This window comes from Nocardia amikacinitolerans (genome assembly GCF_900215415.1).
Taxonomy (GTDB): Bacteria; Actinomycetota; Actinomycetes; order Mycobacteriales; family Mycobacteriaceae; genus Nocardia; species Nocardia amikacinitolerans.
In genome coordinates this window covers 183,137-210,129 of sequence record NZ_OBEG01000001.1, presented here as the reverse complement: position 1 = coordinate 210,129, position 26,993 = coordinate 183,137, and the positions used below count along the sequence as shown (strand labels likewise).

Sequence of the window (26,993 nt, the reverse complement as noted above, 5' to 3'; positions counted from 1 at the left end):
CATCGACAGCCCGGCACCGCCCGGCACCCACGCCGAACGCCACCGGACGATGACGTCGGCGAGAACAAGGCGTCGCGGCCTTGCTGCCATAACTCAACGCTATGACGCGCGGCGGCCCGGCGGAAGGTCTCGCGGGGAAACCGTGCGAGAAGTGCCGAACTCGGATTCCGGTCGTCAGTGTCGAGGGTGGAGCAGCTGTTCAGCGATGGCTTGCACGCGGGCGAGAGTGATGCCTGTTCGCTGTTCCACGGCCAACGGGTGGTCGGTGGGTTCCAGCTCCACCGTCGGACGAACACCGACGGGCTGGCTGTGCATCTTGGTCTTCAAGTTCAGGGTCGTCGGTTCGTAGGTGGGCAGTTCGGTGGACAGCCAGCCGAAATACGGTGGCTCCTGCACTCGCTCCGGGCTGGTCCACAGCTCCGTCGCACGGTCGAAGTTGGACTTGCTCGATGAAACCCACACTTCCCACTCGAAGTCGTTCTCCGCGTCCACGATCGGCAGGACCAGGCGAGCCCGGATGAAGAAGTGTTCCCCGCCGATGACGCAGTGCTCGCCATCGAGGACGTTGCCCGGGCTGCCTTCGAGGTCCTCGTTCCAGTAGGCGGGCGCGACCGTGCCATAGCCGAATGGCAGTCCGTCGTGTTCCTGTCCGCAGCACGAGCAGAGGAACCCCAGATCCGTTGACATGCCCGTCAGCATAGAAGCCGGGTCCTGAGCCTCCGGGCTCCGAGAACCGACACTCCCGCAAGACTCGGGATGCGGACCCGCGTTTCATCGGTGGCAGGTGGGGCATCGAGGCGGTACCGTCTTGGTACAGGTGACCGCGGATGACGGCATCACCCGGGGATTGCGCTCAGCGCAATCGTGCGCCGGATGTCTTATCCAGAATGGAATCCGGGGTTCGAAGGTGAAAAGTGCTGCTTCGCAGCATGATTCGTAGGACCACTACCCCCTTACAGCCGAAATTGCATGCGGTGCAACTTGGCCGTGTGCGTCAGGTTGGCCGGTCGACGGTGCCGCCGACCGGCGAAACTGCTCAGCGGTCCGGGAAGTGCGCCGCCCGGTACTCGCCGAAATGTTCGTCGACCTGGTCCACCGTCAGGCCGAAATCGTCCAGCGAGTACCGATGCGACGGCCGTGCTGCCCCCGACGTGCTCTCCGTGTGCAGCGCGGCCATCGCCGCCTCGGCCTCCGTACTCAGTGGAATGTCGAAGTGCCGGTAGATCGAGCCCACCGTGCCGATCGGATCGGCCACGAAATCGTCGTAGTAGACGTCGACGAACTGAGCGGCGTTGTGCCGCTTGCGGTCTTCCAGGAACCGCTGCGCGCCGCGCGCCCACAGATCCAGCTGCGTCCGGCCGACCACGGGACCGCGGAACTTCTCCGACCACCCCGCCGAGGCCTGCTCGTTGAGGCTGCACACCGAGGCGATGATGGTGCGCGGATCGCGGTGCATCTGGATGATCAACGCGTCCGGATACACCTCGAAGATGGCGTCCAAGGCGAACAGGTGGCTCGGATTCTTCAGCACCCAGCGGCGATTCGCGTCCGGCAGACCGATCAGTTGCAGGTTGCGGCGGTGCCTGCGGTAGGCGTCGGTCCAGTCGCGACCGGCCAGCCATTCCGAATACCCCGGCAGGTAGGCGAGGCATTCGTAGGACACCGACATCGCCGACTGCCGAAGCAGCTGCCAGCACTCCTCCACCTGATCGGCCGAGATGTGATGCACGCCCATGAATTCCGGATGCTCCACGTGGTGCTTCTCGAACGCCGCCTCGATGCGCTGATACACCGGATTGTCGGCCCAGGTCTCGCGCGGCGGCCTCGGCTGCGGCATCTCGGTCAGCCACATCTCCAAGCCCTGGTGCGCCGGATCGGCGTTGAGCAGCCGGTGCACGGCCGTGGTGCCCGAGCGCGGCAGCCCCGTGACGAAGATGGGCCGTTCGATCGCCACCTCCGCGTGTTCGGGGTGGCGCTGCCAGGCGTTCTCGCTGAGCAGCCTGGCGATCAGCGCGCCGCGCAGGAAGGCGCGGTTGACCTTGTTGCCGAACGGCGTCAGCTCCGCGTCCTCGGCGTAGGACGCCAGAAGTACTTGCAGCCCTTCGCGATAGGCGTCGTCGCCGAAGTCGTCGAGCCCGACGACCTTGGTGGCCGAGGCGTGCAGATCCTCGACGGTGCCGACGTCGTCCCTGCCGATCATGCTCTGCTCTCTCCTCATCAGTGGTGGTACTCGCCGCCGTTGACGTCCAGACACGCGCCGGTGATCGCGCGCGCCAGCGGCGAGGCGAAGAACACGACGGCGTCGGCGATCTCGTCGGGCTCGGGCAGCTTGCGCAGATCGATGGTCGAGGCGGTCTCGGCGTAGACCTCCTCCGGCGTGATGCCGCGCTGCTGGGCGAGGTAGTTGAAATACCACTTCAGGTTGTCGGCCCAGATGTAGCCCGGGGCCACCGAATTCACCCGGATGCCCTTGGGACCCAGCTCGGTCGCCAAGCTCTGGGCCAGCGCGAGCAGGCTGGATTTGGCCATCTTGTACGGGCCGAAGGTGCGTCGGGAATGGCGCAGCACCGCCGAATTGATCATCACCACCGAGCCTTTCGTCTCGGTGAGCGCGGGCACGAACATCCGGGTCAGGCGCAACGCGGCAAGCACGTTCGTCTCGAAACCCGCACGGACCTGATCGAGATCCACCTCGGCGAGATCCGCGAGCGGCGGAATCGCGAAGGCGTTGTTCACCAATGTGTCGACCCGGCCGAAAGCGCTCGTCGCCGTCTCGACCAGGTTGGTGACCGCCACTTCGTCGTTGATGTCGGTGGGCACCACCACCGCGCGCCTGCCGATCTCGGCGATTTCCTTGGCGACCTCCGTCAGCCGCGATTCGGTGCGCGAGGCGAGGACCAAGTCCGCGCCCGCCTTGGCCGCCTGCACCGCGATGGCCCTGCCGAGCCCCGGCCCCACGCCGGAGACCACAACCACCTTGTCCTGCAACAACATCAGCCGAGCATCCTCTCCGCGACGGCGACCTGACGGGCCGCGATCCGTGCCTTCCACTCCTCGGGCGTCACCCGCGCCTGCTCGTAATACGGCAGCCGCGTGGACAATTCGTCGAACTCCACGATCTCCACGGTCGGACCGTCCTCGGGTTTGAGATCCCTGGACAGCCGCTGCCAGCGGAACTGGAGATAGCCCCTGGCGTGCCCGGTGCGCTCGATCCAGTTGGCCAGCCCGGGGTCGCGCTCGCTGACCACCAGCCGGATCATGCCGTCCGGATCGACGCGCGCCTGGTCGGCGGTGAGGCTCGTCTGGTGGTTGATGTAGTCCAGCGACAGGTACCACATGCTGCCCAGCTGGAAGCCCTGGTATGGCGCGTCCGACTTGGGCACCGTGATGATCATGACCTGGTCGTCGGTGAGTTCGTAGTGACCCGCCGAGGAGAACTGGGTGGTCAGGCCGCCGGGGGTCGACCGCGGTTCGGTCATCGTGTTCACCGGCAGATTCAGATAGAACCACTCCGGGAAGGCCAGGAAGGTCTTCAGCCGCGACAGCAGCATCTTGCCCGCGATCCCGTAGCGCTTGGTCAGCAGATCCTTGGTCAGCGGCGGCGGCGCGGAGCCGATGGTGTCGACGCGCTGGATGCGCAGGGTGCCCGGCTTCTCGGTGGACCAGTCGCTGAACACCTCGCGCACCACCAGCATCGCGGAGTCGGGCGCGAGGTGGACGTAACCGGGGCGGGCCTCGCCCGGTCCGAGCCGCAACTGGTAGGTGCCGTCGGGGGCGACGTCCAAGGCGCGGTCGTCGAAGGCGGTCTCGCTGTCGGGCACGTCGACCGGCGAATAGTTGCCGTTGAGCACCTGGAAGCTCAGGTCCCGCGTGGTGCCGCGGGAGCCGGTCACCAGGTATTCCGCGTCCGGCCGCAGGTAGGAGTGGAAGTACAGGGTGTCCGGGTTGTCCAGGCCCATCTTGGTGTACGGGCCGGTCGACTGGACGAAGAACGGAAAGTCCCGCTCGTAGGCCCACGCCATCTGCAAGGCCGCGCGAATGCTGCCCGCCAGGTAGTCGTAGCCCTCGACGAGATCCTGTTCGGTCCTGATGTGTGGCGCTTCGGTGATGATCTGCTCGGCGGCGGCGATCGCGTCCGCGAACGGCTGGGTCAGCAAGAGGCTCTCCCGGGTGGTCCAAATATGTACCGCTCTGGTACATTTCGATACGAGAAAGATTAGAACGTGTTCTAGGAGTTGTCCATGGTCGCGCGCCGATCCGCCCCCACCGAACGGGTGGTCCAGCTGCTGGATTTCCTCGTCGAGCAGCGCGGCAAGCGCTTCGGACTCTCCGAGCTGGCCCGCGAACTGGGCATGGCCAAGCCCACCTGCCTGGGCATTCTCACCGAGCTGACAGCGGGCGGCTACCTGGTGCGCGACCCGCACACGCACGTCTACGGCCTCGGACCCGCGCTGATCGCGGCGGGCCGGGTCGCCCAGGACAGCTTCGCGATCTCGGCCATCGCCCGCGGTGAGCTGGCCGAACTCAGCGCCAGGTACCGCACGACCTGCACCGCGTCGGCCGTGGTCGGGGACCGGATCTCGGTACTGGAGAGCACGGGGCCCGGGATGGTGAAGATGGGCGCGTCGTACCACTTCGCGCCGCCCGTCGGCCTGATGTACGTGCTGTGGGACACCGACGCCGCGTTCGACGCGTGGCTGGCCACCCCGCCCACCGTGCCGCTCCAGCAGGACGAGGCGCGGTTGCGCCAGGTGGTCGCCGAATGCCGCGAGCGCGGCTACCTGGTCGAGAGCCTCACCGCGGCGGGGCGGCGGCTGTACTCGCTGCTGGCCGGTGTCGCGGCCCGCGATCTGCCCGACGAGCTGCGTGAACTGGTCGGCGAGCTGGTCACCAGCCTCGGCGAGCGGGTGTACCTCGGCGCCGATCTGCGACCGCGCAAGGAGCACCCGGTGAGCCTGCTCGCCGCACCCACCTACGGCGGCGACGGCAGGCAGAACATGGTGCTCACGATGTACGTCGGCGCGTCCATCACGGGGGCCGAGATCGCCCGTCGCGGAGCGGCTTTGGTGGCCGCGGCGGACGCGGTGACGAGCGCGTCGGGCGGCCGCAAACCGGTCGAAAGCGCCGGCGCCGAGCGAACCTCGTCGCGATCGCCCCGTTGACCACACACCGAAACGTGTTCTAGTTTTGGAGCGTGAGCCAGTACGCGAAGTCGACGGCGAGCACCTACGAGCTGCCCCATCTGGACGCGCTCGAGGCCGAGTCGGCGCACATATTCCGTGAAGTGGCAGCCACCTTCGAACGACCGGTGCTGCTCTTCTCCGGCGGCAAGGATTCGGTGGTGATGCTGCACCTGGCGGCCAAGGCCTTCTGGCCCGCGCCGCTGCCGTTCCCCGTGCTACATATCGACACCGGGCACAACTTCGACGAGGTCATCGAGTTCCGCGACCGCACCGTCGAGCGCCTCGGTCTGCGGCTGATCGTCGGCCGGGTGCAGGACGATATCGACGCGGGCCGGGTCGTGGAGGACACCGGCCCGCGCGCCTCGCGCAACCGGCTACAGACAGGCACCCTGCTGCGCAGCATCCGCGAGGGGCGCTTCGACGCGGTCTTCGGCGGCGCCCGCCGCGACGAGGAGAAGGCACGCGCCAAGGAGCGGGTCTTCAGTTTCCGCGACGAATACGGCCAGTGGGATCCGCGCGCCCAGCGTCCCGAGCTGTGGAATCTGTACAACGGCAGGCACCGTCCCGGCGAGCACATCCGGGTGTTCCCGCTCTCGAACTGGACCGAGCTCGACATCTGGAGCTATATCGCGGCCGAGCGGATCGAATTGCCCTCGCTGTACTACGCACACCGCAGGCCCGTCGTGCAGCGCGACGGAATGTTGTTGGCGCACACCAGGTTCCTGCGCCTGCTCGACGGCGAACAGCCCTACGAGACGACCGTGCGCTTCCGCACCGTCGGCGACGCGACGTGCACCGGATGCGTGGAGTCCACCGCCGCGACCCCCGAAGAGGTGGTCACCGAAGTGGCCGCCGCGCGCGTCACCGAACGCGGCGCCACCCGCGCCGACGACCGCATCTCCGAGGCGGGCATGGAAGATCGCAAACGAGAAGGGTACTTCTGATGGCCACCACCCTGCTGCGTCTCGCCACCGCGGGCAGCGTCGACGACGGCAAGTCGACACTGATCGGCCGTCTGCTCTACGACTCCAAGACGATCTTCACCGATCAGCTCGCCGCCGTGGAACGCACCAGCCGCGAGCGTGGCGACGAGTACCCGGACCTCGCGCTGCTCACCGACGGCCTGCGCGCGGAGCGCGAACAGGGCATCACCATCGACGTCGCGCACCGCTACTTCGCCACGCCCAGGCGCAAATTCATCATCGCCGACACCCCTGGCCACATCCAGTACACCCGCAACATGGTGACCGGGGCGTCCACCGCCGATGTCGCGCTGATCCTGGTCGACGCGCGCAAGGGCATCGTCGAGCAGACCCGCCGCCACGCCTTCCTCGCCAGCCTGCTCGGGATCCCACACCTGGTGTTGTGCGTCAACAAAATGGATCTGGTCGGCTGGTCCCAGGAGCGCTTCACCGAGATCCGCGAGGAATTCGCCGGCTTCGCCACCAAGCTCGAGGTCGCCGACCTGTCCTTCATCCCGGTCTCGGCGCTGCAAGGCGACAACATCGTGCACCGGGGCGCGAGCATGCCCTGGTACGAAGGCACTCCCCTGCTGCATCACCTGGAGGACCTGCACATCGCCTCCGACCGCAACCTCATCGACGCCCGCTTCCCCGTGCAGTACGTGACCCGCAACCACGCCCAGGATTTCCGCGGCTACGCGGGCACCGTCGCGGGCGGGGTGTTCAAGCCCGGCGACGAAGTGGCCGTGCTGCCTTCGGGTTTCACCACCACGGTCGCGGCGATCTGGGGTCCCGGCGGCGTCGCGGTGGCCGAAGCCTTTCCGCCGCAGGCGGTCACCATGCAGCTCGCCGACGAGATCGACATCTCCCGCGGCGATCTGATCTGCCGCCCCGCCAATCGCCCGCTGGTCGGCCGCGACATCGACGCCATGGTCTGCTGGTTCGCCGAGGACTCCGCGCTGACCCCAGGCGCCACGTACACCGTCCGCCACACCACCCGCGCCGCGACCGCCGAGGTCCGCAGCCTGGACTACCGGCTCGACGTCAACACCCTGCACCGCGACGAGCACGCGGAATCGTTGTCGCTCAACGAGATCGGACGCATTCAGCTGCGCACCAGACAACCGCTGCTTTTCGACCCCTACCGCCGCAACCGGTCCACCGGCAGCTTCATCCTGGTGGACGAGGCGACGAACAACACGGTCGCCGCGGGCATGATCACCGGCGCGACGCTGCCCGCCTCGCGGGTGGTCTGGCACTCGACGGCGGTGGAACGCGACGAACGCGCGACCCGCGGCGCGACGGTCTGGCTGACGGGGCTTTCCGGATCCGGAAAGTCCACGGTCGCCGTCGAGTTGGAGCGGCGACTGGTGGCGTCGGGGCGTCCTGCCTTCCTGCTGGACGGCGACAACCTGCGCCACGGCTTGAACGCCGATCTCGGCTTCTCCGCAGAGGATCGGGTCGAGAACATCCGCCGCGTCGGCGAGGTGGCCCGGCTGTTCGCCGAAGCCGGTGTGGTGGCGGTGGTTTCGCTGATCAGCCCGTATCGCGCCGACCGCGACCGGGTGCGCGCCGCGCACGAGTCGGCGGGTATCCCGTTCGTCGAGGTGTTCGTCGACACCCCGCTGGAGATCTGCGAGGCGCGCGATCCCAAGGGGATGTACGCCAAGGCGCGTGCGGGTGAGATCCGCGGCTTCACCGGCATCGACGACCCATACGAGGCGCCCATGGCACCGGATCTGGCGCTGCGTCCCACCGACGGTGACCCGGCCGCCATGGCCGCGACCGTGCTCGCCCTGCTGGACACTCTGGACTGACCATGATGACCGATGCCCGTCTCGCCGCCGATCTCGCCGACCGCGCGGGAAGCCTGCTGTGTGCCCTGCGCGGGGAAGGCCTGCCCGATCTCGGGAAGCGCGGCGACGCGCTGTCGAACGACTTCCTCCTCGCCGAACTGGCCGCGGCCCGGCCCGGTGACGCGGTGCTCTCCGAGGAATCCGCGGACGACCCGCGCAGGCTCACCGCCGACCGGGTGTGGATCATCGACCCGCTCGACGGCACCCGCGAATACGCCATGCCCGGCCGCTCGGACTGGGCCGTGCACGTCGCGCTGTGGGAGCGCGATCGCGGCATCACCGCCGCGGCGGTCGCGCAGCCCGCGCTTGGCAAGGTGCACGTCAGCGACCGACCGAGCTCGAACACCCCTGTCCGGGACGAACCGCGGCTACTGGTGAGCGACTCGCGACCGCCCGCGTGGGCGCGCGCGGTGGCCGACGCCGTCGGCGCGACACTGGTCCCGATGGGTTCGGCGGGGGCCAAGGCGATGGCGGTGGTGCGCGGGGAAGCCGACGCCTACCTGCACGCCGGTGGCCAGTACGAATGGGATTCCGCCGCGCCCGTCGGCGTCGCGTTGGCCGCCGGGCTGCACGCCTCGCGCGTCGACGGCAGCCCGCTCGAATACAACCGCCCGCGGCCCTATCTGCCGGATCTGCTGATCTGCCGGGCCGGGTGGCGCAGCACGCTCCTCGACGCGGTGGCGGTCGCCGCGGGTGGCGCGTGATAGCTGTCAATTCGCGACACGTTGGTAGTAACGTACCAAATACCCCGGGCCGGTTCCGCGCCCGGTAGTGACGTCGCGAGAGGATGGCCGTGCGCTCCAACCTGATCTCCCGCAGGGATCTCGACTTCCTGCTGTACGAATGGCTGCGGGTCGAGGAACTGACCGCGCTCCCCCGCTTCGCGGAGCATTCCAGGGAGACCTTCGACGGCTTCCTCGATCTGTGCGAGGACATCGCCACCCGGTATTTCGCGCCGCACAACAAGCGCAACGACAGCAACGAGCCGACCTTCGACGGGGAGCGGGTGACGATCATCCCCGAGGTCAAGGCGGCCGTCGAGGCGTTCACCAAGGCCAATCTCCTCGGCGCGGGCATGGACGAGGAGATCGGCGGGCTGCAACTGCCCGCCGCGGTGGAGGCCGCCGGGTTCAGCTGGTTCCAGGCCGCCAACGTCGGCACGACCGGCTACTTGTTCCTGACCGTCGGCAATGCCAACCTGCTCGCCGCGCACGGCTCCGCGGAGCAGATCGAGCGCTTCGTGCGCCCGATGGTGGAGGGCAGGTTCACCGGAACCATGTGCCTGTCCGAGCCGCAGGCCGGATCGTCGCTGGCCGATATCGTGACCCGCGCCGAGCCGCAGGACGACGGCAGCTACCGGCTGTTCGGGTCGAAGATGTGGATCTCCGGCGGCGATCACGAGCTCACCGAGAACATCGTGCACCTGGTGCTCGCCAAGATCCCGGGCGGTCCGGCGGGCACCAAGGGCATCTCGCTGTTCGTCGTACCCAAGTTCCTGGTGCGCGAGGACGGCACGCTCGGCGAGCGCAACGACGTCGTGCTCGCGGGACTCAACCACAAGATGGGCTACCGCGGCACCACCAACACGGTGCTCAACTTCGGCGAGGGCGGGCACACGCCCGGCGGCGCTGCGGGCGCGGTGGGCTACCTGGTCGGCGAACCGCACCGCGGGCTGTCCTACATGTTCCACATGATGAACGAGGCGCGGCTCGGCGTCGGCCTCGGCGCCACCGCGCTCGGCTACACCGGCTACCTCAAGTCGGTGGAGTACGCTAGGCAGCGGCAGCAGGGCCGCGCGGTGACGGCCAAGGATCCCGCCGCGCCGCAGATCCCGATCATCGAACACGCCGACGTGAAGCGAATGCTGTTGGCGCAGAAGGCTTATGTCGAGGGCGCGCTGGCGCTGCTGCTCTACTGCAACCGGCTGGTCGACCTGCGCCGCACCGCCGACGAGCAGACGGCTCGCGAGCACACACTGCTGCTGGAAATCCTGACCGGCGTCGCGAAGAGCTGGCCCTCGCAGTGGTGTCTCGAGGCCAACAGCCTGGCCATCCAGGTGCACGGCGGCTACGGCTACACCCGCGAGTACGACGTGGAACAGCACTACCGCGACAACCGCCTCAACCCGATCCACGAGGGCACCCACGGCATCCAGGGACTGGATCTGCTGGGCCGCAAGGTGATCCAGCACGAGGGCGCTTCGCTGCGCCTGCTCGGCGAACGTATCGCGGCGACCATCGAGGCGGCCACCGAAAAGGGCGGCGACGCCGAGGAATTCGCGGTCGAGCTCGACTCGTCCTGGCAGCGGCTGCTGCTCGTCACCGCGGGCATGTTCGCCGCGGGCGACCCGGCCGCCGCGATGGCGAACTCGACGATCTACCTGGAGGCGTTCGGCCACATCGTGGTCGCGTGGATCTGGCTCGAGCAGCTGGTGGCCGCGGCCGACCACGAGGGCGACTTCTACGAAGGCAAGCGCGCCGCGGCTCGCTACTTCTTCCGCTACGAGCTGCCCAAGACCGGTCCGCAGCTGGACCTGCTCGACGCGCTGGACCGCACCACGCTGGAAATGCGCGACGACTGGTTCTGAGCGCGCATTCGAATCCGCGTGATCGAAACCCGAACTCGGGAAACAGGGTGGCGCAATAGCCGTTAGCCGCCCTGTTTCCCCAGGTCGTGGCTCGGCGCCGCCGGCGAAGAAACATCCCTTGATTCGCGTGGCGCGCGAGCGGGATTTCGAGCCCCCTTTTCGCGTCTATCGTCGCTGTCCGTGCAGGTCAGCGAGAGAGAGGCGGAACGGATGGGTGCGGAACCGGCCCCGGTGCGGCAGCTGCGCGCCGATCAGGCGCGCCGCGTCGCCGACGTGCTGCGCCACCAGATCCACGCGGGCGCGTTCGACGAGGTGCTGCCCACCGAACAGCAGCTCGCCACGGAACACTCCGCCTCGCGCAACACGGTGCGCGAGGCCCTTGCCCTGCTCAAGGACGAGGGACTGATCGATCGCGCCCCCAAGGTCGGCACCCGGGTGGGAACCCGCAAGTACGACCACGGTCTCGACGAACTGCTGGGACTTCAGGAAACCCTCAAGGGCCACGGCACCGTGCGCAACGAGGTGCGCACGGCCCAACACATCACCGCGCCGCCCGCGGTCGCGCGCAGGCTCGGACTCGAACCAGGCGAGCGGGTCGTCTATCTGGAGCGGCTGCGCTACCTCGCGGAACGGCCGCTGAGCCTGGACCTGACCTACCTGGTCCCCGACATCGGCGCCGAAGTGCTCACCGACGACCTCGAGAACACCGACATCTTCGTGCTGCTGGAGAAGATCAGCGGCCGCTCGCTCGGTCACGCCGATCTGGCGCTGGAGGCGATCGCCGCCGACCCGCACACCGCGTCCACGCTCGACACTCCCGACGGCGCCCCACTGCTGATGCTGGAGCGGCTGACCCGCCTCGATGACGGCAGGCCGGTCGACCTGGAGTACATCCGCATGCGCGGCGACCGAATCACCATGCGCGGCAGCCTGTCCCGCGGCACACCCCAATGGAAGGTCCGATAGATGGCACTGGTCGATCAGCGCGCCGACATCCCCGTCACCATCGATGAATCGCTGTGCATCCAGGGCTGCACGCTCTGCGTGGAGATCTGCCCGCTCGACTCCCTGGCGATCAACCCCGACAACGGCAAGGCCTACATGCACGTGGACGAGTGCTGGTACTGCGGCCCGTGCGCGGCCCGCTGCCCGACCGGCGCGGTCACCGTCAACATGCCCTATCTGCTCCGCTGATCTGGAAGTCTCATGAAAGCACGCCTCGTTCCCGTCCTGCTCGCCGCCGCACTCGCCGCCGCGGGCTGCTCACTGGAGAATTCGAACGACACCCCCGCGGGCACCGTCAAGGTCGTCGTCGGCTACCAGTCCAAGACCATCAACACCGTCACCGCGGGCACACTGCTGCGCGCCCAGGGCTACCTGGAGCAGCGGCTGCGCCGGATCACCGACAACGGCGGCGCGAAATACCAAGTGGAGTGGCAGGATTACGACACCGGCGCGCCGATCACCGCGCAGATGGTCGCCGAGAAGATCGACATCGGGTCCATGGGCGATTATCCGTTGCTGATCAACGGATCTCGCACACAGGCCAACGAACGCGCGAAGACCGCGCTGGTGTCGGTCACCGGATACAACCCCAAGGGCGCGCTCAACATGGTTGTGGTGCCCAATGATTCGCCCGCGGGCGCGATCACCGACCTGGCCGGTCAGAAGATCTCGGCCAGCGTCGGCTCGGCGGGCCACGGCACTCTCGTGCAGGCGCTGTCGCGGGCGGGCATCGATCCGGCCACGGGTGTCGAGGTGCTCAACCAGCAGCCGCAGGTCGGCGCGACGGCGCTGGAGTCGCATCAGGTGGGCGCGCTGTCGCAGTTCGTCGCCTGGCCAGGGCTTCTGGTCTTCCAGAACAAAGCCAAGCTGCTCTACGACGGCGCCGAACTGAACGTGCCCACCTTCCACGGCGTCGTCGCGCGCCGCGCGTACGCCGCCGACCACCCCGAGGTGCTCCAGGCCTTCCTCGCCGCGCAGCTCGACGCCACGAAGTTCCTCAACGAGCGTCCCTTCGAGGCGGCCGGTATCGTCGCGGAGGGCTCCGGTCTGCCGCGGGAAGTCGTCTATCTCTACAACGGTCCCGGCGGCACCCACTTCGACACCACACTCAAGCCGAGCCTGATCACCGCGTTGAAAGGCGATGTGCCCTACCTGAAGTCGATCGGCGACTTCGCGGAGCTGGACGTGGACGGCTTCGTCGACGACGCGCCGCTGCGCGAGACCTTCGCCGAGACGGGACAGGGCGATTACGACCGGGCGCTGGCCGCGACCGCCAACCCGAGCGCGATCACCGGCACCGACCCGATCTGCGGCACTTCGGTCGCCGACCCGGCGCTGGCGGGTGAGCTGTGGGTGGACGGCGCCGATCGGCCGCAGCCCGCCGCCGACCCCACCTGCTTGCTGCGCGCCGTGCAGGCCGCCAAGGCCGAGGGCAAGGTGATCCGCGCGGTCTACGTGCCAGACGCCGAACTCGGCACCCGCTGGTTCGCCGACAAGGCGGTGTGGCTGCGCGACGGCGCGAAGTACCTGCCCTTCACCACGCGGGCCGCGGCGCAGCGCTACCAGCAGACCCATCCCGCCGCCGCTCCGGTCTCCTACGACCAGGCCGTCACGGAAGTCCGCGGATGAACGCCGTGGCCGTCGCCGCGGTCGCCGGGGAGCGGACCGCGAAGGGGCGCAACGCTTCCGAGTGGAGTTCGCGGGCAATCCGCGTCGCCGCGGTGCTCGCGGCGATCGGGTTGTGGCAGCTGCTCACCGTCAACGACGTGCGGGCCGGGTTGCGCTTCGACTCGCTGCCGACCGTGACCGAGATCGTCGCGGAGTTCGGCGAGCACCTCGGCAAGGACCAGTACTACCTGGACATCGCCCAGTCGCTGATCCGCATCGTCACCGGGTTCGGGCTAGCCGCGGTGGTCGGCGTCCTCGCGGGCATCGGGCTCGGGCGCTCCCGGCTGCTTGCCGACGTCTTTGGCACGCTGACCGAGCTGGTCCGCCCGATTCCGGCGATCGCGCTGGTGCCGGTGGCGATCCTGCTGTTCCCCAGCGACGAGTCCGGCATCGTATTCATCACCTTCACCGCGTCGCTGTTCCCGGTCCTGGTGAGCACCAGGCACGCGGTGCGCGCGCTGCCGACGATCTGGGAGGACGCCGTGCGCACGCTCGGCGCCTCGCGGCGAGATGTGTTGGTGCGCGTTGTGTTTCCCGGCATCCTGCCCGGGGTGTTCAGCGGCCTGTCGGTCGGCATGGGCGTGGCCTGGATCTGCCTCATCTCCGCGGAGATGATCTCAGGGCGGCTCGGCGTCGGCTACCGCACCTGGCAGGCCTACACCATCGTCGACTATCCGGCGGTGTTCGTCGGGATGATCACCATCGGGGTGCTCGGCTTCGCCACCTCCGGCCTCGTCGAGCTGGCCGGTCGCCGGATCACCCGCTGGCTGCCAAGGGAAGTTGCGGAATGACCACCACGACAACGGCTCCCGCCGCTCCCGCCACCGCGGGCATGCGGCTCACGCTCGAGGGCGTGCGTATCGCCTACGGCTCCCGAACGGTTGTCGACCGGCTCGACCTGGACATCGCCGCGGGCGAGATCCTCGTCGTGGTCGGCGAATCCGGCTGTGGCAAGTCGACGCTGTTGCGCGCCATCGCAGGATTGCGCAGTCCCGACGCCGGATCGGTGCGCGCGGACGGGTCGACGGTCACGGGGCCGTCGGCCGACCGAGCCCTGGTGTTCCAGGACGACGCGCTGCTGCCGTGGCGCACCGCACGACAGAACATCGAACTCGCGCTGCACCTGCGCGGCACGCCACGCGCCGAACGCAAGGCGCTCGCCCAGCGCTGGGTCACCGAGGTCGGGCTCACCGGCTACGCCGACTATCTGCCGCGCGACCTCTCCGGCGGCATGCGGCAGCGAGTTCAATTGGCGCGCAGCCTCGCCGGAGCGCCGCGGGCCGTGCTGATGGACGAGCCGTTCGGCGCGCTGGACACCCAGACCAGGGCCACCATGCAGCGGCTGCTGATCGACACCTGGCGCGCTCATCCCACCACCATCGTCTTCGTCACCCACGACCTCGACGAGGCCCTGCTGCTCGGCGACCGCATCGCCGTGCTCGGCAGGCACGACGAGCGTGCCGCCGCGTTGCGCGCCGTCATCGAGGTCCCCGCTCCGCGCAGGCCGGTGGACCGGCAGGCCGTGCGGGACGAGATCCTGGAGAAACTGTGAACGTTCCCGAGCTGTCCGAGCGGATCCGGCTCGACTGCGACGTGCTGGTGATCGGCGGCGGCACCGCGGGCACCATGGCCGCGCTCACCGCCGCCGAACACGGCGCGGACGTGCTGCTGCTGGAGAAAGCGCACGTTCGCCATTCCGGCGCGCTGGCCATGGGCATGGACGGCGTGAACAACGCGGTGATCCCCGGCAAGGCCACGCCGGAGGACTACGTCGCCGAGATCACCAGGGCCAACGACGGAATCGTCGACCAGCGCACCGTCTACCAGACCGCGACCCGCGGCTTCGCGATGGTGCAGCGGCTGGAGCGCTACGGGGTGAAGTTCGAGAAGGACGAGTACGGCGAGTACGCGGTGCGCCGGGTGCACCGCTCCGGCTCGTACGTGCTGCCGATGCCGGAGGGCAAGGACGTCAAGAAGGCGCTGTATCGCGTGCTGCGCCAACGCAAGATGCGGGAGCGGATCCGGATCGAGAACCGGCTCATGCCCGTTCGGGTGCTGACCTCGGATGGCCGCGCAACCGGCGCCGCGGCGTTGCACACACGCACCGGCGAATTCGTCGCGGTCGGCGCCAAAGCGGTGATCCTGGCGACCGGGCCGTGCGGCCGCCTCGGGCTGCCCGCCAGCGGCTACCTGTACGGCACCTACGAGAATCCGACCAACGCCGGCGACGGCTACGCGATGGCCTACCACGCGGGCGCGGAGCTCTCCGGCATCGAGTGCTTCCAGATCAATCCGCTCATCAAGGATTACAACGGCCCCGCCTGCGCCTACGTCGCCAACCCGTTCGGCGGCTATCAGGTCAACGCCGAAGGCGAGCGGTTCGTGGACTCCGACTACTGGTCGGGTCAGATGATGGCGGAGGTCAAGCGCGAGATCGAATCCGCGCGCGGGCCGATCTATCTGAAGGTCTCGCACCTGCCCGACGAGACGCTGTCCACGCTCGAGGGCATCCTGCACACCACCGAGCGCCCCACCCGCGGCACTTTCCACGCCAACCGCGGCCACGACTACCGCACCCACGACATCGAGATGCACATCTCCGAGATCGGTTTGTGCAGTGGGCATTCCGCGTCCGGCGTGTGGGTGGACGAGCACGCGCGCACGACCGTGCCCGGCCTGTACGCGGCGGGCGATCTGGCCTGCGTGCCGCACAACTACATGATCGGCGCGTTCGTCTACGGCGACCTGGCGGGCGCGCACGCCGCCTCGACGCTCGCGGAACTCGATGCGCCGCGAGAGCTTCCCGAGGATCAGCTGGCCGCCGCGCACGAGCTCGTCTATCGGCCGCTGCGTCAGCCGGACGGTCCGCCGCAGCCCCAGGTCGAATACAAGCTGCGCCGTTTCGTGAACGACTATGTGGCGCCGCCGAAGACGGCCACCAAGCTGTCCATCGCGGTGGAGACGTTCGAGCGGATGCGCGCGGAAGTCGAGGGCATCGGAGCGCGCACCCCGCACGAGCTGATGCGCGCGGTGGAGGTCTCGTTCATCAGGGACTGCGCGGAGATGGCGGCGCGCAGCTCGCTGACCCGCACCGAATCCCGGTGGGGCCTCTACCACGAGCGCGCCGACCTGCCCGAGCGCGACGACAACGCCTGGCGGTATCACCTGAATCTGCGCAAGAACGCGAATGGGGAGATGGAGTTCCTGAAACGGCCGGTCGCGCCGTACCTGGTGCCGGTGCCCGGACTGGACGACGTGCCCTCCGCCGATCCGACCGTCGTCGCGGTCGAACAGCCCGAGCTGCGATCCGGAAGACCGCCGCAGCGCGGGGATACGGTGATCGTCACCTCGACGCCCGTCACTCCCCCTTCGCCCCGGCTGGTCACCCTGCTCGCCTTGGATTCGCCTACGGTTGAGGACCTTTCGAGCTACCTCGCCGATGACGACGCCGGTGTGCGGGCCGCGGCGATCTCGGTGCTCACCGAGCACACGCCGGACGGATTCGCGACCGCCCTCGTCGACGCGCTCGGCGACACGGCCGCATCGGTGCGGCGCGTGGCCGCCGAAAGCCTGCGGGAACTGGTGGAGGTGTTGCCCGACGCGGCCGGACTGCCCGAACACTTGAACTCCACCGACCCGCTGGTGCGCGCCACTGTCGTCGACCTACTGCGCGCCCTGCGCGCGGGCAGCGCCGCCCAGTTCGCCGCGGCGTCCGCCGACGCGGACCACCGGGTGCGCATCGAGGCGGTCCGCGCGCTGGTCTCCCTCGACGATCGCGCCGGCGTCGCCGCCTTGGCCGCCGACCCGAACCGCGAGGTCCGTATCGCGGTCGCCAACGGCCTTGCCGCCATCGGCGACGGCGGCGTCGACGTCATCCGCGCACTGTCCACCGACCGTGACCCGCTGGTCCGCGCGTCGGCGCTCACCGCCTTCGCCGCACTCGGCGCGAACTCCGACGACGCCACGGATCTCTCCGCCGCACTGCGTGATTCGGCCTGGCAGGTCCGAGTCGGCGCGGCCCGCGGCCTGGCGGGCGCCGCACCCGACCTCGCGGTCCCTCTCCTCACCGAAGCATTGCTCGACCCGCACCTGGACGTCCGCAAAGCCGCGGTCCTCTCCCTGAGCACATGGCGCACAACCGAATCCGCCCGCGACGCACTGAAGCGCGCCATCGACGACACCGACGCCGACGTGCGCGCCTACGCCCGCCGGGCGGTCGACGCATGATCGCCGTCTGTACCGACCGCTCGGCGGCCCCTTCCCCTCGCTTGCGCATGGTGATGTCGAACAGCCCCCGCCCGGCATACAACGCCCGTTCCGGTCCGCGCGCGGCGCGAGCCGTGAGGTGCGCCGGGCAACAGCTCGGACCACGCCCGCTCCGTGGCCCCGCCGAGTAGCCGCCCGACGGTGGGATTCCCGCTGACGCGGTGACCCATCGCGGTGCTGACGCGGGTCCGATCTCCGCTGACCAAGCGCGATCTCGAGCGGACATGGCGGACGCGAAAGGTGGCGATATCGCCTCTACCGCGTGTCGCGTTCGGCGACGACGGTGTCGAGGCGGGCGCCGAGGGCGGTGACTTGGTCGCGTAGGGCGGTCACCGTTTCGAGGGGGTATCCGACCTCTTTCAGGACCGCGCCGATCATTTGCCTGGCTTGCTGTTCCAGGGCCAGGCCCGCCGGGGTGGCGCGGAGTTGCACGGCCCTGCGGTCGCGGGAGCTGCGGACGCTCTCGACCAGGCCGCGGGTTTGCAAGCGCTGCACGAGCGGGGAGACGGTGCCGTAGTCGAGACGGAGCCGCTCGGCGAGCTGCTTCATCGTGATGCCGGGGGTCTCCCAGAGGGCGAGGAGCGTCAGGTACTGCGGGTAGGTCACCCGCATGGCTTCGAGGTAGGGCCGGTAGGCCGCGGTCATCGAGCGCGAGGTCGAGTAGAGGGCAAAGCACAGTTGGGCCGCGAGCGAGAGCACGTCATCGGTGCCCGCGGCGGCGGCCTCGACCGCGCCGGGATGCGCTTCTTCGGGCATATTTGCACTGTACGCACCCCGACCGAGCCGGGCAGGTCGTCGACGGCCTCGATCTGCCTTCACGAACCAAGGGATTCACACCCTCCGCGTCATGGGCAGCGGCAAGGCGGTGTGCGGGCGCGGCCTTCCGGTCATCATCGTTGCATGGCCGAACAACGAAGGGGGCGCCCATGTGCGGCAACAAATTGACGGCGAGCGCTGTGGCGCGGATACGGACCGCCGCCGAGGACGGTCGAGCCGACGAATGCGACCGAGGCGCGAGCAGAGCCGCGGACGACCCCGATCAGTCCGGTCCGACTCCCTTGGGCCGACCTCGGTCCATGAAGCCGAACAAGTAGCCGGCCACCCGCCGCATCTGGATCTCCTCCGCGCCTTCGGTGATCCGGTAGCGGCGGTGGTGACGGTAGATGTGTTCGAAGGGTGTGTGCCGGGAATAGCCCATGCCGCCGTGGATCTGCATGGCGCGGTCGGCGGCCTCGCAACACAATCTGTTCGCCCAGTAATTGCACATCGACACCTGCTCGGAGACCGCGAACGTGCCGTAGCGATCCATCGACCACGCGGTTCTGTGGATCAGCGCACGCAGCATCTCGCATTGGGTGTGCAATTCGACGAGCGGAAACTGGATCGCCTGATTGCGCGCCAACGGCACACCGAAAGGCTTGCGCCGCTTGGCGTACTCGACCGACTCATCGATGCAGTACTGGGCCGCACCCAAACTCGACGCCGCCTGCCGAATCCGGTTCTCGTTGAAGAAATGCTGCACGACGGCGAGCCCGCGCCCGACCGCACCGAACACCGCGCTGTCGGGCACCTCGACATCGGTCAGGCTCACTCGCGCGTGATCGGTCGGCATGTTGAACGTCCAGAGATACTCCTCGACCCGGAATCCGGGCGCCGTGGCCGGGACGAGAAAAGCCGTGATACCCGTACTGTCGCCGGGTTTCCCCGAGGTGCGCGCGAAAATCAAATCGGCTGCCGCGGTGTGGATTCCGGTGTTCCACGTCTTCTCACCATTGATCACCCACGTGTCACCGCGGCGCACCGCGACGGTCTCCATGTGCGTCGCGTCGGACCCGTGCTCGGGCTCGGTGATGCCGAAGGCGAACATCTTCGTGCCCGCCGCCAATTCCTCGACCCACTCGGCCTGCTGCGCGGGCGATCCGTATTCGAGCATCAGCAGCAGGCCGACGTTGTTGCCGACGATCGCGTGCTCGTTCTGCAGATCGCAGTGCAGCCCGAGCCCGCGGCGCGCCAAATGCTCACGGATGACGGCCATCCCGAGATTGGTGCCGTCCCGGCCGCCGTATCGGGCGGGAAACGGATAGCGGAAGTGACCGGCCGCGTCGGCGCGGCGACGCGCCTCGGCCAGCAGCGCCTCCCACTCCGCGCTGGGCAGCCCGCCCCGGTGCCAGTCGGTGCGCGCGTCCTCGCGGCGGTGGTCGAAGAACCGCATGTTGTCGTCGGCCTGTTCGAGCGGAACGATCTGCTCCTCGATGAACTCGTCGAGTTCGCACAGGTAGCTTCGAAGTTCTTCGGGCAGTTCGAAATCCACGGGTGCTCCTAAGACGCCGGTCGGATCTGCATCAGCAGGTCCCATTCGATTTCCGACACTCGCCTGCCGCCGGCGGCCATCACGATGTCGCGGGTGTCGCTGTCGAGATAGGCGGCCGCCTGTCCGGCAAGCAGGACGCCCCACGCGAGCGTCGACGCCGTCTTCCACCAGCGGAATCGGTCGAGGTCGAAGGCGCCGCCTGCGCGCTCGTAGGCGGTGACGAACGCGGCGCGGTCGACGAGGCCACCGAACTCGCGGGCATCGTCGCCGAAGCGCCACATACGCAGCGTTGGCCAGGCGAGATCGCGCATGGGATCACCGAACCGTTGCGCGCCTTCCCAATCCAGGACGGCCCGCAATCCGTCCGGCCCGACCACGATATTGCCGACCCGCAGGTCGGTGTGAATGATCGACCTGCACGTTGGCGGCTCGGGGATCCTTCGCTCGATCCATCGCACGGCATGCCGGAAGACCGGGCGATCCGCCAGCAGCGCGGCGACACCCTCGTGGATCTCGCGCAGCAGCGCCCTGGCGGGGTCGGCATCCGGCTCACCGGGAAGGGTGCTTGGCGCGTGGGCCGGGTCGATGGCATGCAAGCGCGCCATCGCCTCGCCGAGCTGGTTCGCGACGCGCTCGGCGAGGCCCGCGGTGCGGATCACGCGCAGCACCCGGCGCGGAACGGTCTCGCCCTCGACGCGCTCCGAGAGCAGAAACGGCGCGCCGAGAAAGCGGGAGTCGGCGCAGCAGGCGACAACCCGCGGCGTCGGGATCGAGTGTTGTCTCGCCACTTCGCGCACCGCGGCTTCGGCGTCGACGGGCAACAGCTCGACCGAGGGCGGCACGATGGTCGCCACCAGTTCCAGCACTCGGTCACCGAGGTCGGCATCGAAGGCGACATTGCGCCGCCGCGCTCCGCTCGACAGCGCCGCGCTCCACGTGATCTCGACCTGGCGGCCGAACTCCTCGGCGAGGAATCGCGCCAAGCCCTCGCGGTACGGCGCCGTCATTCGCGCTCCCACGAGTCGTACCCGGGCTTGGCGACCGCCAGATCGCGACGGACTACGTCGACGAGCGCCTGCCAGCTGATCGGATCCAGTTCCGCATCCCCGATTTCGTCCGGCGCCGCGGCGATCGTCCGTTCCGGCGGCAAGGCTTCCCACTCACGGCGCAGAATCCGTGCCACGTTCGCGCCAACCCGTGCCGAATGACGCAGGCCCTCGGGCAGTTCGGGCAGCAACGTGTCCTCGAGCAGCTCCGCCAGTGCCGTGAGCAGTTCCGGTGCGGACGGTCGGTACTGCGGCATCCTCGGTCCTTTCGGCGCTCACCACCGATGAGGCGATGAGAGATACAGGGAGACATACTCTCATCGCGAGTCCGCCAGGACAACACCCGAATCGCTCAGGCCCGTCCGAGCCCCTCCGCGACCGAGCGATACACCGGTGCCCACCCCAGCTCCCGCTTCGCCTTGGTGTTGTCGACGCGCAGGGTGGTGTCGGACATCAAGCACCCCAGGTAGGGCACGGCCAAGCGAAGGAGCCAGGTCGGCACTGCGATAGCACGCGGCGTGCCGTGCGCGGCCGCGACGGTGTCGAGGAATTGCCGCCAGGTGATCGGTTCGTCGTCGACGATGTTGTAGGCCTGGCCCGCCTTTCCGCGCTCCAGCGCGGCGACGGTCGCGGCCGCCGCGTCGGCGACGTGGATCCAGCTGATCACCCCGCCACCGCCAAGCGGAACCATCGGCACGCGTTTGCGCAGCAGCCCGGCGAACAGGTCGCTGAACGCGGCGGGACCGTAGAAGAGCCCGTAGCGCAACGAGATTCCGTCCAGGTCCGCGGCGAACACCTGCTCTTCGGTGGCGCGGCAGCCCGCGATCACCGGATCGGCGTATCCGCCGTCCTCGATCCCGAACGGGTCGTCCTCGGTGACCCGCCGGTCGCCGTGGTCGACGTACCCGTACCCGGTGATCAGCGATTGGGTGACGAACCGGCCCGCACCGAGCTGTTCCGCGGCCGCGAGCAGATTCGCGGTTCCGGTGCGGCGCAGGGCATTCGTGGGATCGTCGTCGGTCACATTGCGGCCTGCGCTCTTCAACGCGGTCGCTTGGTGCAGCACGGCGTCGGCGGAGCGGCCGCGCAACGCGCGCAGCAGCCCCGCTCGATCCATCACGTCCGCGGTGATCGGCTCGGCGCCGAGTTCGCGAATCGTCTCGTCGCTCTTGAGGTTTCGAGCGACGGCGAGCACCTCGTGACCGCCGTCGACCAGTGCCAGGATGAGCGGCCGCCCGATCGCGCCCGTCGCGCCCGCCAGTAGTACCCGCATCTCGTTCTCCTTCTCGCCCGGTGGCTTTCACCGACTTGGACGAGCGAGCCGAAAACTTTGTGATGGGTTGTGGCGCGAAACACGGTCGGGAGACCGCGCTCCCGGATCAGCCCGCGGAAACCTCGCTGCGGTCACCGCTCCACAGCGTGTGGAACTTGCCCTCGGCGTCGATGCGCTCGTAGGTGTGCGCACCGAAGAAGTCGCGCTGTCCCTGGGTGAGCGCGGCGGGCAGCCGCTCCGCGCGCAGCGCGTCGTAGTACGACAGCGAGGACGCGAAGGCCGGGACCGGAATGCCGAGCAGGGTCGCGGTGGACACCACACGCCGCCAGCTGTCGATGGCCGTCTCGATCGCCTCGCGGAAGTACGGGGCGAGGATGAGGCTCGGCAGCGCGGGATCCTGGTCGTAGGCCTCCTTGATCCGGTTCAGGAACCGGGCACGGATGATGCAGCCGCCGCGCCAGATCGTGGCGAGGTCGCCGGGGTGCAGGTCCCAGTTGTATTCGGCGCTGCCCGCGGCGATCTGATCGAAGCCCTGCGCGTAGGCGACGACCTTCGAGGCGTAGAGCGCCTGGCGGATGTCCTCGGTGAATTGCTCGACGTCCGTGGGCTTTTCGGCCAGCGTGCCGGAGGCCAGGCCGACCGCGGCCTTGCGCTGCGCGCGGGAACCCGACAGCGCCCTGGCGAACACCGCCTCGGCGATACCGGTCACCGGCACACCGAGATCGAGGGCGGACTTGACCGTCCAGCGGCCGGTGCCCTTCTGCTCGGCGGCGTCGACGATGACATCGACCAGCGGACGACCGGTCTTGGCGTCGACCTGCGCGAGCACCTCGGCGGTGATCTCCACCAGGTAGCTCTCCAGGTCGCCGGAGTTCCACTGGGTGAACACGTCCGCGATCTGCTTGGCGTCGAAGCCGAGCGCGTCACGGAACAGGTGGTAGGCCTCGCCGATGAGCTGCATGTCGGCGTACTCGATGCCGTTGTGCACCATCTTGACGAAGTGCCCGGAACCGTCGGGTCCGATGTGGGTGCAGCACGGGGTGCCGTCGACCTGCGCGGCGATCGACTCCAGCAGCGGACCGAGCGACTCATAGGACTCCTTCGGCCCGCCAGGCATGATCGCCGGGCCGTTGAGCGCGCCCTCCTCGCCGCCGGAGATGCCAGCGCCGACGAAGTTCAGTCCGCGCTCGCGCATGGCGGCTTCGCGGCGAATGGTGTCGGTGTAGAGCGCGTTGCCGCCGTCGATGATGATGTCGCCCGGCTCCAGCGCGGCGGCGAGTTCCTCGATGACGGCGTCGGTCGCGTCGCCCGCCTTGACCATGATCAGCACCCGGCGCGGCTTCTCCAGCGCGGCGACGAACTCCTCGATGGTCTCGGTGCGCACGAAATCGCCGTCGGCGCCGTGCTCGGCGAGCAGCGCGTCGGTCTTGGCGACGGAACGGTTGTGCAGCGCGACCGTGTAACCGTGCCTGGCGAAGTTGCGGGCGATGTTGCTGCCCATGACAGCCAGGCCGGTAACACCGATGTGTGCACGCGCTTCAGAGGTCGGCATCGATCAGCTCTCTTCGTTCGTCAGGTCCGGTGGGGTGTGCGAAAACTGGTTCCGCGGCGGCCTCGTCGGCTCCTTCGAACCGCGTGGCCACCCTGCGTGCCAAGCTACTGGATGGCCGGTCGGCAGCTCACACCCGCGTCGGCTCGTCAGCGGATTCCGGCCCGCTCGACGAACGCGATCGCACGGCGTTGACGACGCCGAGCAGCAACCCCAGCCCGAGCAGGATCGCACCGCGCAACCACACCTCCGCGCCGATGCGGGTGAACAAGAACAGACACGACGCCAGACCGAGCAAGGGCACCACCGACGGCACCTGGAAGTGTTCGGCTTCGACCGGCTCCCGGCGCAGGATCAGCACGGCGGCATTGACCGCGGTGAAGACGACGAGCAGCAACAGCACCAACGTCTCGGCCAGCGAGCCGACTTCACCGGTGAGCGCGAGTGCCAGCGCCACGCCGGTGGTGGCGAGAATCGCGACCCACGGCGTGCGGCGGCCGGGCAGCACCCTGGCCAGCGCGGCGGGCAGCAGACCGTCGCGTCCCATGCCGTACGCCAGCCGCGAGGCCATGATGCCGGTCAGCAGGGCGCCGTTGGCCACCGCGACGAGCGCGATCACCGCGAACAGTCGCTCCGGCACGCCGCCCGCCACCCGGATCACCTCCAGCAGCGGTCCGCTGGATTCGGCGAGCACCTCGGTGGGCACGACGGCGCCCGCGACCGCACCGAGCAGCACGTACACCGCGCCCGCGGTGAGCAGCGCGCCGAACAGCGCCCTCGGATAGGTGCGGCGCGGATCGCGCACCTCCTCGGCCAGATTGACCGAGGTCTCGAAGCCGACGAACGAGTAGTACGCCAGCACGGCGCCCGCGAGCACCGCGCCGACCGGCCCGCGCTCGGCAGTGCCGACCTGGGTGAGCCTGCTCGGGTCGCCCTCGCCGCGCAGCAGTACCCAGGCGCCGAGACCGATGACGAGCAGCAGGCCACCGAGTTCGATCGCGGTGGCGACCACGTTCGCGCCGAGGGACTCCTTGATGCCGCGCAAGTTCAGCGCGGCGAGGGCGAACAGGAAGACCACCACGACGACGACGGTCGGCAAGGTCACCAGCGTGGCGAGGTAGTCCGAGGCGAACCCCCTGGCCAACGCGCCGACGGACACGACGCCCGCGGCGAGCATGCAGAACCCGACGAAGGTGCCCGCTGCCGGTCCGAGCGCACGAGTCACGTAGTGCGCCGAGCCGCCCGCCCTCGGGTATTTCGTGGCGAGCTCGGCGTAGGAACCGGCGGTGAGACAGGCGAGCACCAAAGCGGTGAGCAGCGGCAGCCAGAGCGCGCCGCCCGAGGCCCCCGCGATCTCGCCGACCAACACGTACACCCCCGCACCGAGCACGTCGCCGAGGATGAAGAAGTACAGCAGGGGCGTGCGGACGACGCGGTTCAGCGCGACGGCCATGAGCGGCTCAGTGCCGGTGCGGCAGCGGAGCCGCCGAGACGACGCGGTTGGCCGCGGCCTTCACCGAATCGGGGAGGACGTGATTGATCGTCGTCAGCACCTTGGTGCCCAGCGAGGCGGCCGCGACCTTCTCGTTGCCGCGCAGCAGCGCCTCGACGCCTTGGCGCGCCACGTCGGCGGGGTCGTCCTTGGGACCCTTGCCGACCACGGTCTCCAGCATCTTGGCCCTGCGGAAGAAGTCGGTGTCGGTCGGACCCGGCATCAGCGCGGTGACCGTGACGCCGGTGCCGCGCGTCTCTTCGCGCAGCGCCTCGGCGAAGGACTGCACGAAGGACTTCGACGCGTTGTACACCGCCTGCTTCGCGCCAGGCATCGTCGCCGCGATCGAGGACGTGAACAGCAGTTTGCCGGTGTCGCGCCGCACCATGTCGCCGAGCACGAGCTTGGCAAGGTGCACCGTCGAGCGCACGTTGAGGGCGATGATGTCGAGTTCGTCGTCGAGGTCGGTCGACACGAAGTCACCGCCGCGGCCGACGCCGGCGTTGAACGCGACCGCATCGAGCGGCCGTTCGTCCATGGTCGCCGCCGAGTAGAGCCGTTCCACACCTTCGGGTGTCCGCAGATCCACCTGCACCGCGCGGACTTCCACGCCGGGACGGCGCACCTGATCGGCGGCGGTCTCGATGGCCGTGTCCTCCGCGGCCACCACCACGTCGTACTCGTGTTCCACGAACTGCTTGGCGAGTTCCAGGCCGATTCCGCTGGAAGCTCCGGTGACAAGGGCGAGGGGACGTGTCTGGGTCATACCGCCCGCCTACCCACGCCGAGCCGGTTGTATCCGCCGCCGCTATCGACCGTCGAGCCAGACCAGGCAGAAGGTGTGCCCGACCGGGTCGGTGTAGACGCGGAACCGGTCGGCGTCGTTGGCCTCCACCAGACGCGCGCCGATGGCCAGCGCCTTGGGTTCGGCGATGTCGATGTCGTCGACCAAGAGGTCGAGGTGGATCTGCTGGGAGGCTTCGGGATCCGGGAAGCGCGGCGGCTTGTAGCGCGGTGCGGTCTGGAACGCCAGGCGCCTGCCGTCGGGATCGACGACGACCACCCACGTGTCGTCCTCGTCGTCCTCGTCGATGATCATCCCGCCGAGCAGCGCGGCGTAGAACCTCGCGAGCTCGCGCGGCTCCGGGCAGTCCAGCACCACGCTGCGCAGCCGTCCGACCGCGCTGGCCGCCGTCACCTCGTCCTCGGTCGCCATCGTGCCGTCCGATGTCATGAGCGCCTCCTCCGCCGGTAAGGGAACGCTTCTCACCTACCCGCCGCGCGCACCGGACAAACCGGCGCAGGCACGCGAGCGGGGCTCAGGCGAATCGAATCGTCTTCTCGGACTTGCGAATTCAGGCGACGACCAGGTCGACGTCGATGTTTCCCCGTGTGGCGTTGGAGTACGGGCAGACCTGGTGCGCCGCGTCGACAAGCGAGCGCGCCACGCCGGACTCGAGGCCGGGCAGGTCGATGGTGAGGGTGACGGCCAGACCGAATCCGTCTCCGTTCGGGCCGATGCCCACCGCGCCGGTCACCGAGGAGTCCGCGATCTTCACCTTCTTGCGGCGGGCGACCAGCTGCAGCGCGCTGTGGAAGCACGCGGCGTATCCGGCGGCGAAGAGCTGCTCGGGGTTGGTGCCCGCGCCACCCGCGCCGCCGAGTTCCTTCGGCACGCTCAGTTCGAGATCGAGCGCCTGGTCGGACGAGCGGACCTGGCCGCCGCGTCCGGCACCGGTCGCGGTGGCCTGTGCGGTGTAGAGGGTGTTCATGGGGTGCCTTTCTGGAAGTACCT

The 26,993-nt window shown here is 68.9% G+C and carries 24 protein-coding genes and 1 pseudogene; 11 read left to right on the top strand and 14 right to left on the bottom strand.

Annotated features, from left to right (window positions below; genetic code table 11):
* Positions 1–174 precede the first annotated feature (174 nt).
* The 4 genes from CRP45_RS01045 to CRP45_RS01030 form a co-directional block, all read right to left on the bottom strand.
* Positions 175–687 (bottom strand): DUF2199 domain-containing protein, encoded by a 513-nt coding sequence (locus tag CRP45_RS01045; protein ID WP_067779056.1) that lies wholly within the window; start codon positions 685–687, stop codon positions 175–177.
* A gap of 349 nt (positions 688–1,036) precedes the next feature.
* The gene (locus tag CRP45_RS01040; protein ID WP_097243399.1) at positions 1,037–2,200 is read right to left on the bottom strand and encodes a sulfotransferase family protein; all 1,164 of its coding nucleotides are present in this window, start codon (positions 2,198–2,200) and stop codon (positions 1,037–1,039) included.
* Between the two features lie 17 nt (positions 2,201–2,217).
* Positions 2,218–2,994, bottom strand: a complete 777-nt coding sequence (locus CRP45_RS01035) for an SDR family oxidoreductase (RefSeq protein ID WP_097243398.1) — start codon at positions 2,992–2,994, stop codon at positions 2,218–2,220.
* Positions 2,994–4,157: a hypothetical protein gene (locus tag CRP45_RS01030; RefSeq protein WP_097243397.1), complete on the bottom strand. Its 1,164-nt coding sequence runs from the start codon at positions 4,155–4,157 to the stop codon at positions 2,994–2,996. The genes CRP45_RS01035 and CRP45_RS01030 overlap by 1 nt, the downstream gene beginning before the upstream one ends.
* A gap of 84 nt (positions 4,158–4,241) precedes the next feature.
* Between CRP45_RS01030 and CRP45_RS01025 the strand changes: the two genes are divergently transcribed.
* From CRP45_RS01025 to CRP45_RS00975, 11 genes and pseudogenes are all read left to right on the top strand, one after another.
* Positions 4,242–5,162 carry a helix-turn-helix domain-containing protein gene (locus CRP45_RS01025; RefSeq protein ID WP_067779059.1) on the top strand — a complete coding sequence of 307 codons (921 nt, stop codon included), beginning with the start codon at positions 4,242–4,244 and terminating at the stop codon, positions 5,160–5,162.
* Positions 5,163–5,194: 32 nt separating this feature from the next.
* Positions 5,195–6,127: a sulfate adenylyltransferase subunit CysD gene (gene cysD / locus CRP45_RS01020; RefSeq protein WP_097243396.1), complete on the top strand. Its 933-nt coding sequence runs from the start codon at positions 5,195–5,197 to the stop codon at positions 6,125–6,127.
* Positions 6,127–7,962, top strand: coding sequence for an adenylyl-sulfate kinase (gene cysC / locus CRP45_RS01015; protein WP_097243395.1), 1,836 nt, complete (start codon positions 6,127–6,129; stop codon positions 7,960–7,962). Before cysD ends, cysC begins: the two co-directional genes overlap by 1 nt.
* Positions 7,963–7,964: 2 nt before the next feature.
* Positions 7,965–8,693, top strand: a pseudogene (locus tag CRP45_RS01010) (3'(2'),5'-bisphosphate nucleotidase CysQ); the annotation flags it as partial.
* 101 nt (positions 8,694–8,794) lie between these two features.
* Entirely contained in the window at positions 8,795–10,588 is a 1,794-nt protein-coding gene (locus CRP45_RS01005) for an acyl-CoA dehydrogenase (RefSeq protein WP_097244479.1), read from the top strand.
* A gap of 210 nt (positions 10,589–10,798) precedes the next feature.
* Positions 10,799–11,554, top strand: a complete 756-nt coding sequence (locus CRP45_RS01000) for a GntR family transcriptional regulator (protein WP_097244478.1) — start codon at positions 10,799–10,801, stop codon at positions 11,552–11,554.
* On the top strand, positions 11,555–11,782 hold the full coding sequence (locus CRP45_RS00995; RefSeq protein ID WP_097243393.1) for a 4Fe-4S dicluster domain-containing protein: 228 nt from the start codon (positions 11,555–11,557) through the stop codon (positions 11,780–11,782).
* Positions 11,783–11,794: 12 nt separating this feature from the next.
* Complete coding sequence (locus CRP45_RS00990; RefSeq protein ID WP_097243392.1) at positions 11,795–13,222, top strand: ABC transporter substrate-binding protein; 1,428 nt, start codon at positions 11,795–11,797, stop codon at positions 13,220–13,222.
* Positions 13,219–14,052, top strand: coding sequence for an ABC transporter permease (locus CRP45_RS00985; RefSeq protein ID WP_097243391.1), 834 nt, complete (start codon positions 13,219–13,221; stop codon positions 14,050–14,052). Before CRP45_RS00990 ends, CRP45_RS00985 begins: the two co-directional genes overlap by 4 nt.
* Positions 14,049–14,813: an ABC transporter ATP-binding protein gene (locus tag CRP45_RS00980; protein WP_097243390.1), complete on the top strand. Its 765-nt coding sequence runs from the start codon at positions 14,049–14,051 to the stop codon at positions 14,811–14,813. The genes CRP45_RS00985 and CRP45_RS00980 overlap by 4 nt, the downstream gene beginning before the upstream one ends.
* A complete protein-coding gene (locus tag CRP45_RS00975; RefSeq protein WP_097243389.1) occupies positions 14,810–17,488 on the top strand; it encodes a fumarate reductase/succinate dehydrogenase flavoprotein subunit in 2,679 nt (892 codons plus the stop codon). Before CRP45_RS00980 ends, CRP45_RS00975 begins: the two co-directional genes overlap by 4 nt.
* 294 nt (positions 17,489–17,782) lie before the next feature.
* On the opposite strand, the gene CRP45_RS00970 is transcribed toward CRP45_RS00975, so the two are convergent.
* The 10 genes from CRP45_RS00970 to CRP45_RS00925 form a co-directional block, all read right to left on the bottom strand.
* Positions 17,783–18,283 carry a MarR family winged helix-turn-helix transcriptional regulator gene (locus CRP45_RS00970; RefSeq protein WP_097243388.1) on the bottom strand — a complete coding sequence of 167 codons (501 nt, stop codon included), beginning with the start codon at positions 18,281–18,283 and terminating at the stop codon, positions 17,783–17,785.
* 283 nt (positions 18,284–18,566) lie between these two features.
* Positions 18,567–19,838 (bottom strand): acyl-CoA dehydrogenase family protein, encoded by a 1,272-nt coding sequence (locus tag CRP45_RS00965; RefSeq protein ID WP_097243387.1) that lies wholly within the window; start codon positions 19,836–19,838, stop codon positions 18,567–18,569.
* An 8-nt stretch (positions 19,839–19,846) separates the two neighbouring features.
* Complete coding sequence (locus tag CRP45_RS00960) at positions 19,847–20,845, bottom strand: phosphotransferase family protein (protein WP_097243386.1); 999 nt, start codon at positions 20,843–20,845, stop codon at positions 19,847–19,849.
* Positions 20,842–21,141: a hypothetical protein gene (locus CRP45_RS00955; protein ID WP_097243385.1), complete on the bottom strand. Its 300-nt coding sequence runs from the start codon at positions 21,139–21,141 to the stop codon at positions 20,842–20,844. Before CRP45_RS00955 ends, CRP45_RS00960 begins: the two co-directional genes overlap by 4 nt.
* Positions 21,142–21,236: 95 nt before the next feature.
* On the bottom strand, positions 21,237–22,157 hold the full coding sequence (locus CRP45_RS00950; protein WP_097243384.1) for an NAD-dependent epimerase/dehydratase family protein: 921 nt from the start codon (positions 22,155–22,157) through the stop codon (positions 21,237–21,239).
* 106 nt (positions 22,158–22,263) lie between these two features.
* On the bottom strand, positions 22,264–23,709 hold the full coding sequence (gndA, locus tag CRP45_RS00945; protein WP_097243383.1) for an NADP-dependent phosphogluconate dehydrogenase: 1,446 nt from the start codon (positions 23,707–23,709) through the stop codon (positions 22,264–22,266).
* Positions 23,710–23,836: 127 nt separating this feature from the next.
* Positions 23,837–25,159 (bottom strand): APC family permease, encoded by a 1,323-nt coding sequence (locus tag CRP45_RS00940; protein WP_097243382.1) that lies wholly within the window; start codon positions 25,157–25,159, stop codon positions 23,837–23,839.
* Positions 25,160–25,166: 7 nt separating this feature from the next.
* Positions 25,167–25,964: an SDR family NAD(P)-dependent oxidoreductase gene (locus tag CRP45_RS00935; RefSeq protein WP_097243381.1), complete on the bottom strand. Its 798-nt coding sequence runs from the start codon at positions 25,962–25,964 to the stop codon at positions 25,167–25,169.
* Positions 25,965–26,006: 42 nt separating this feature from the next.
* Positions 26,007–26,432 carry a VOC family protein gene (locus tag CRP45_RS00930; protein ID WP_245909799.1) on the bottom strand — a complete coding sequence of 142 codons (426 nt, stop codon included), beginning with the start codon at positions 26,430–26,432 and terminating at the stop codon, positions 26,007–26,009.
* Between the two features lie 121 nt (positions 26,433–26,553).
* Positions 26,554–26,970, bottom strand: a complete 417-nt coding sequence (locus CRP45_RS00925; RefSeq protein WP_097243380.1) for an organic hydroperoxide resistance protein — start codon at positions 26,968–26,970, stop codon at positions 26,554–26,556.
* Positions 26,971–26,993: the final 23 nt, after the last annotated feature.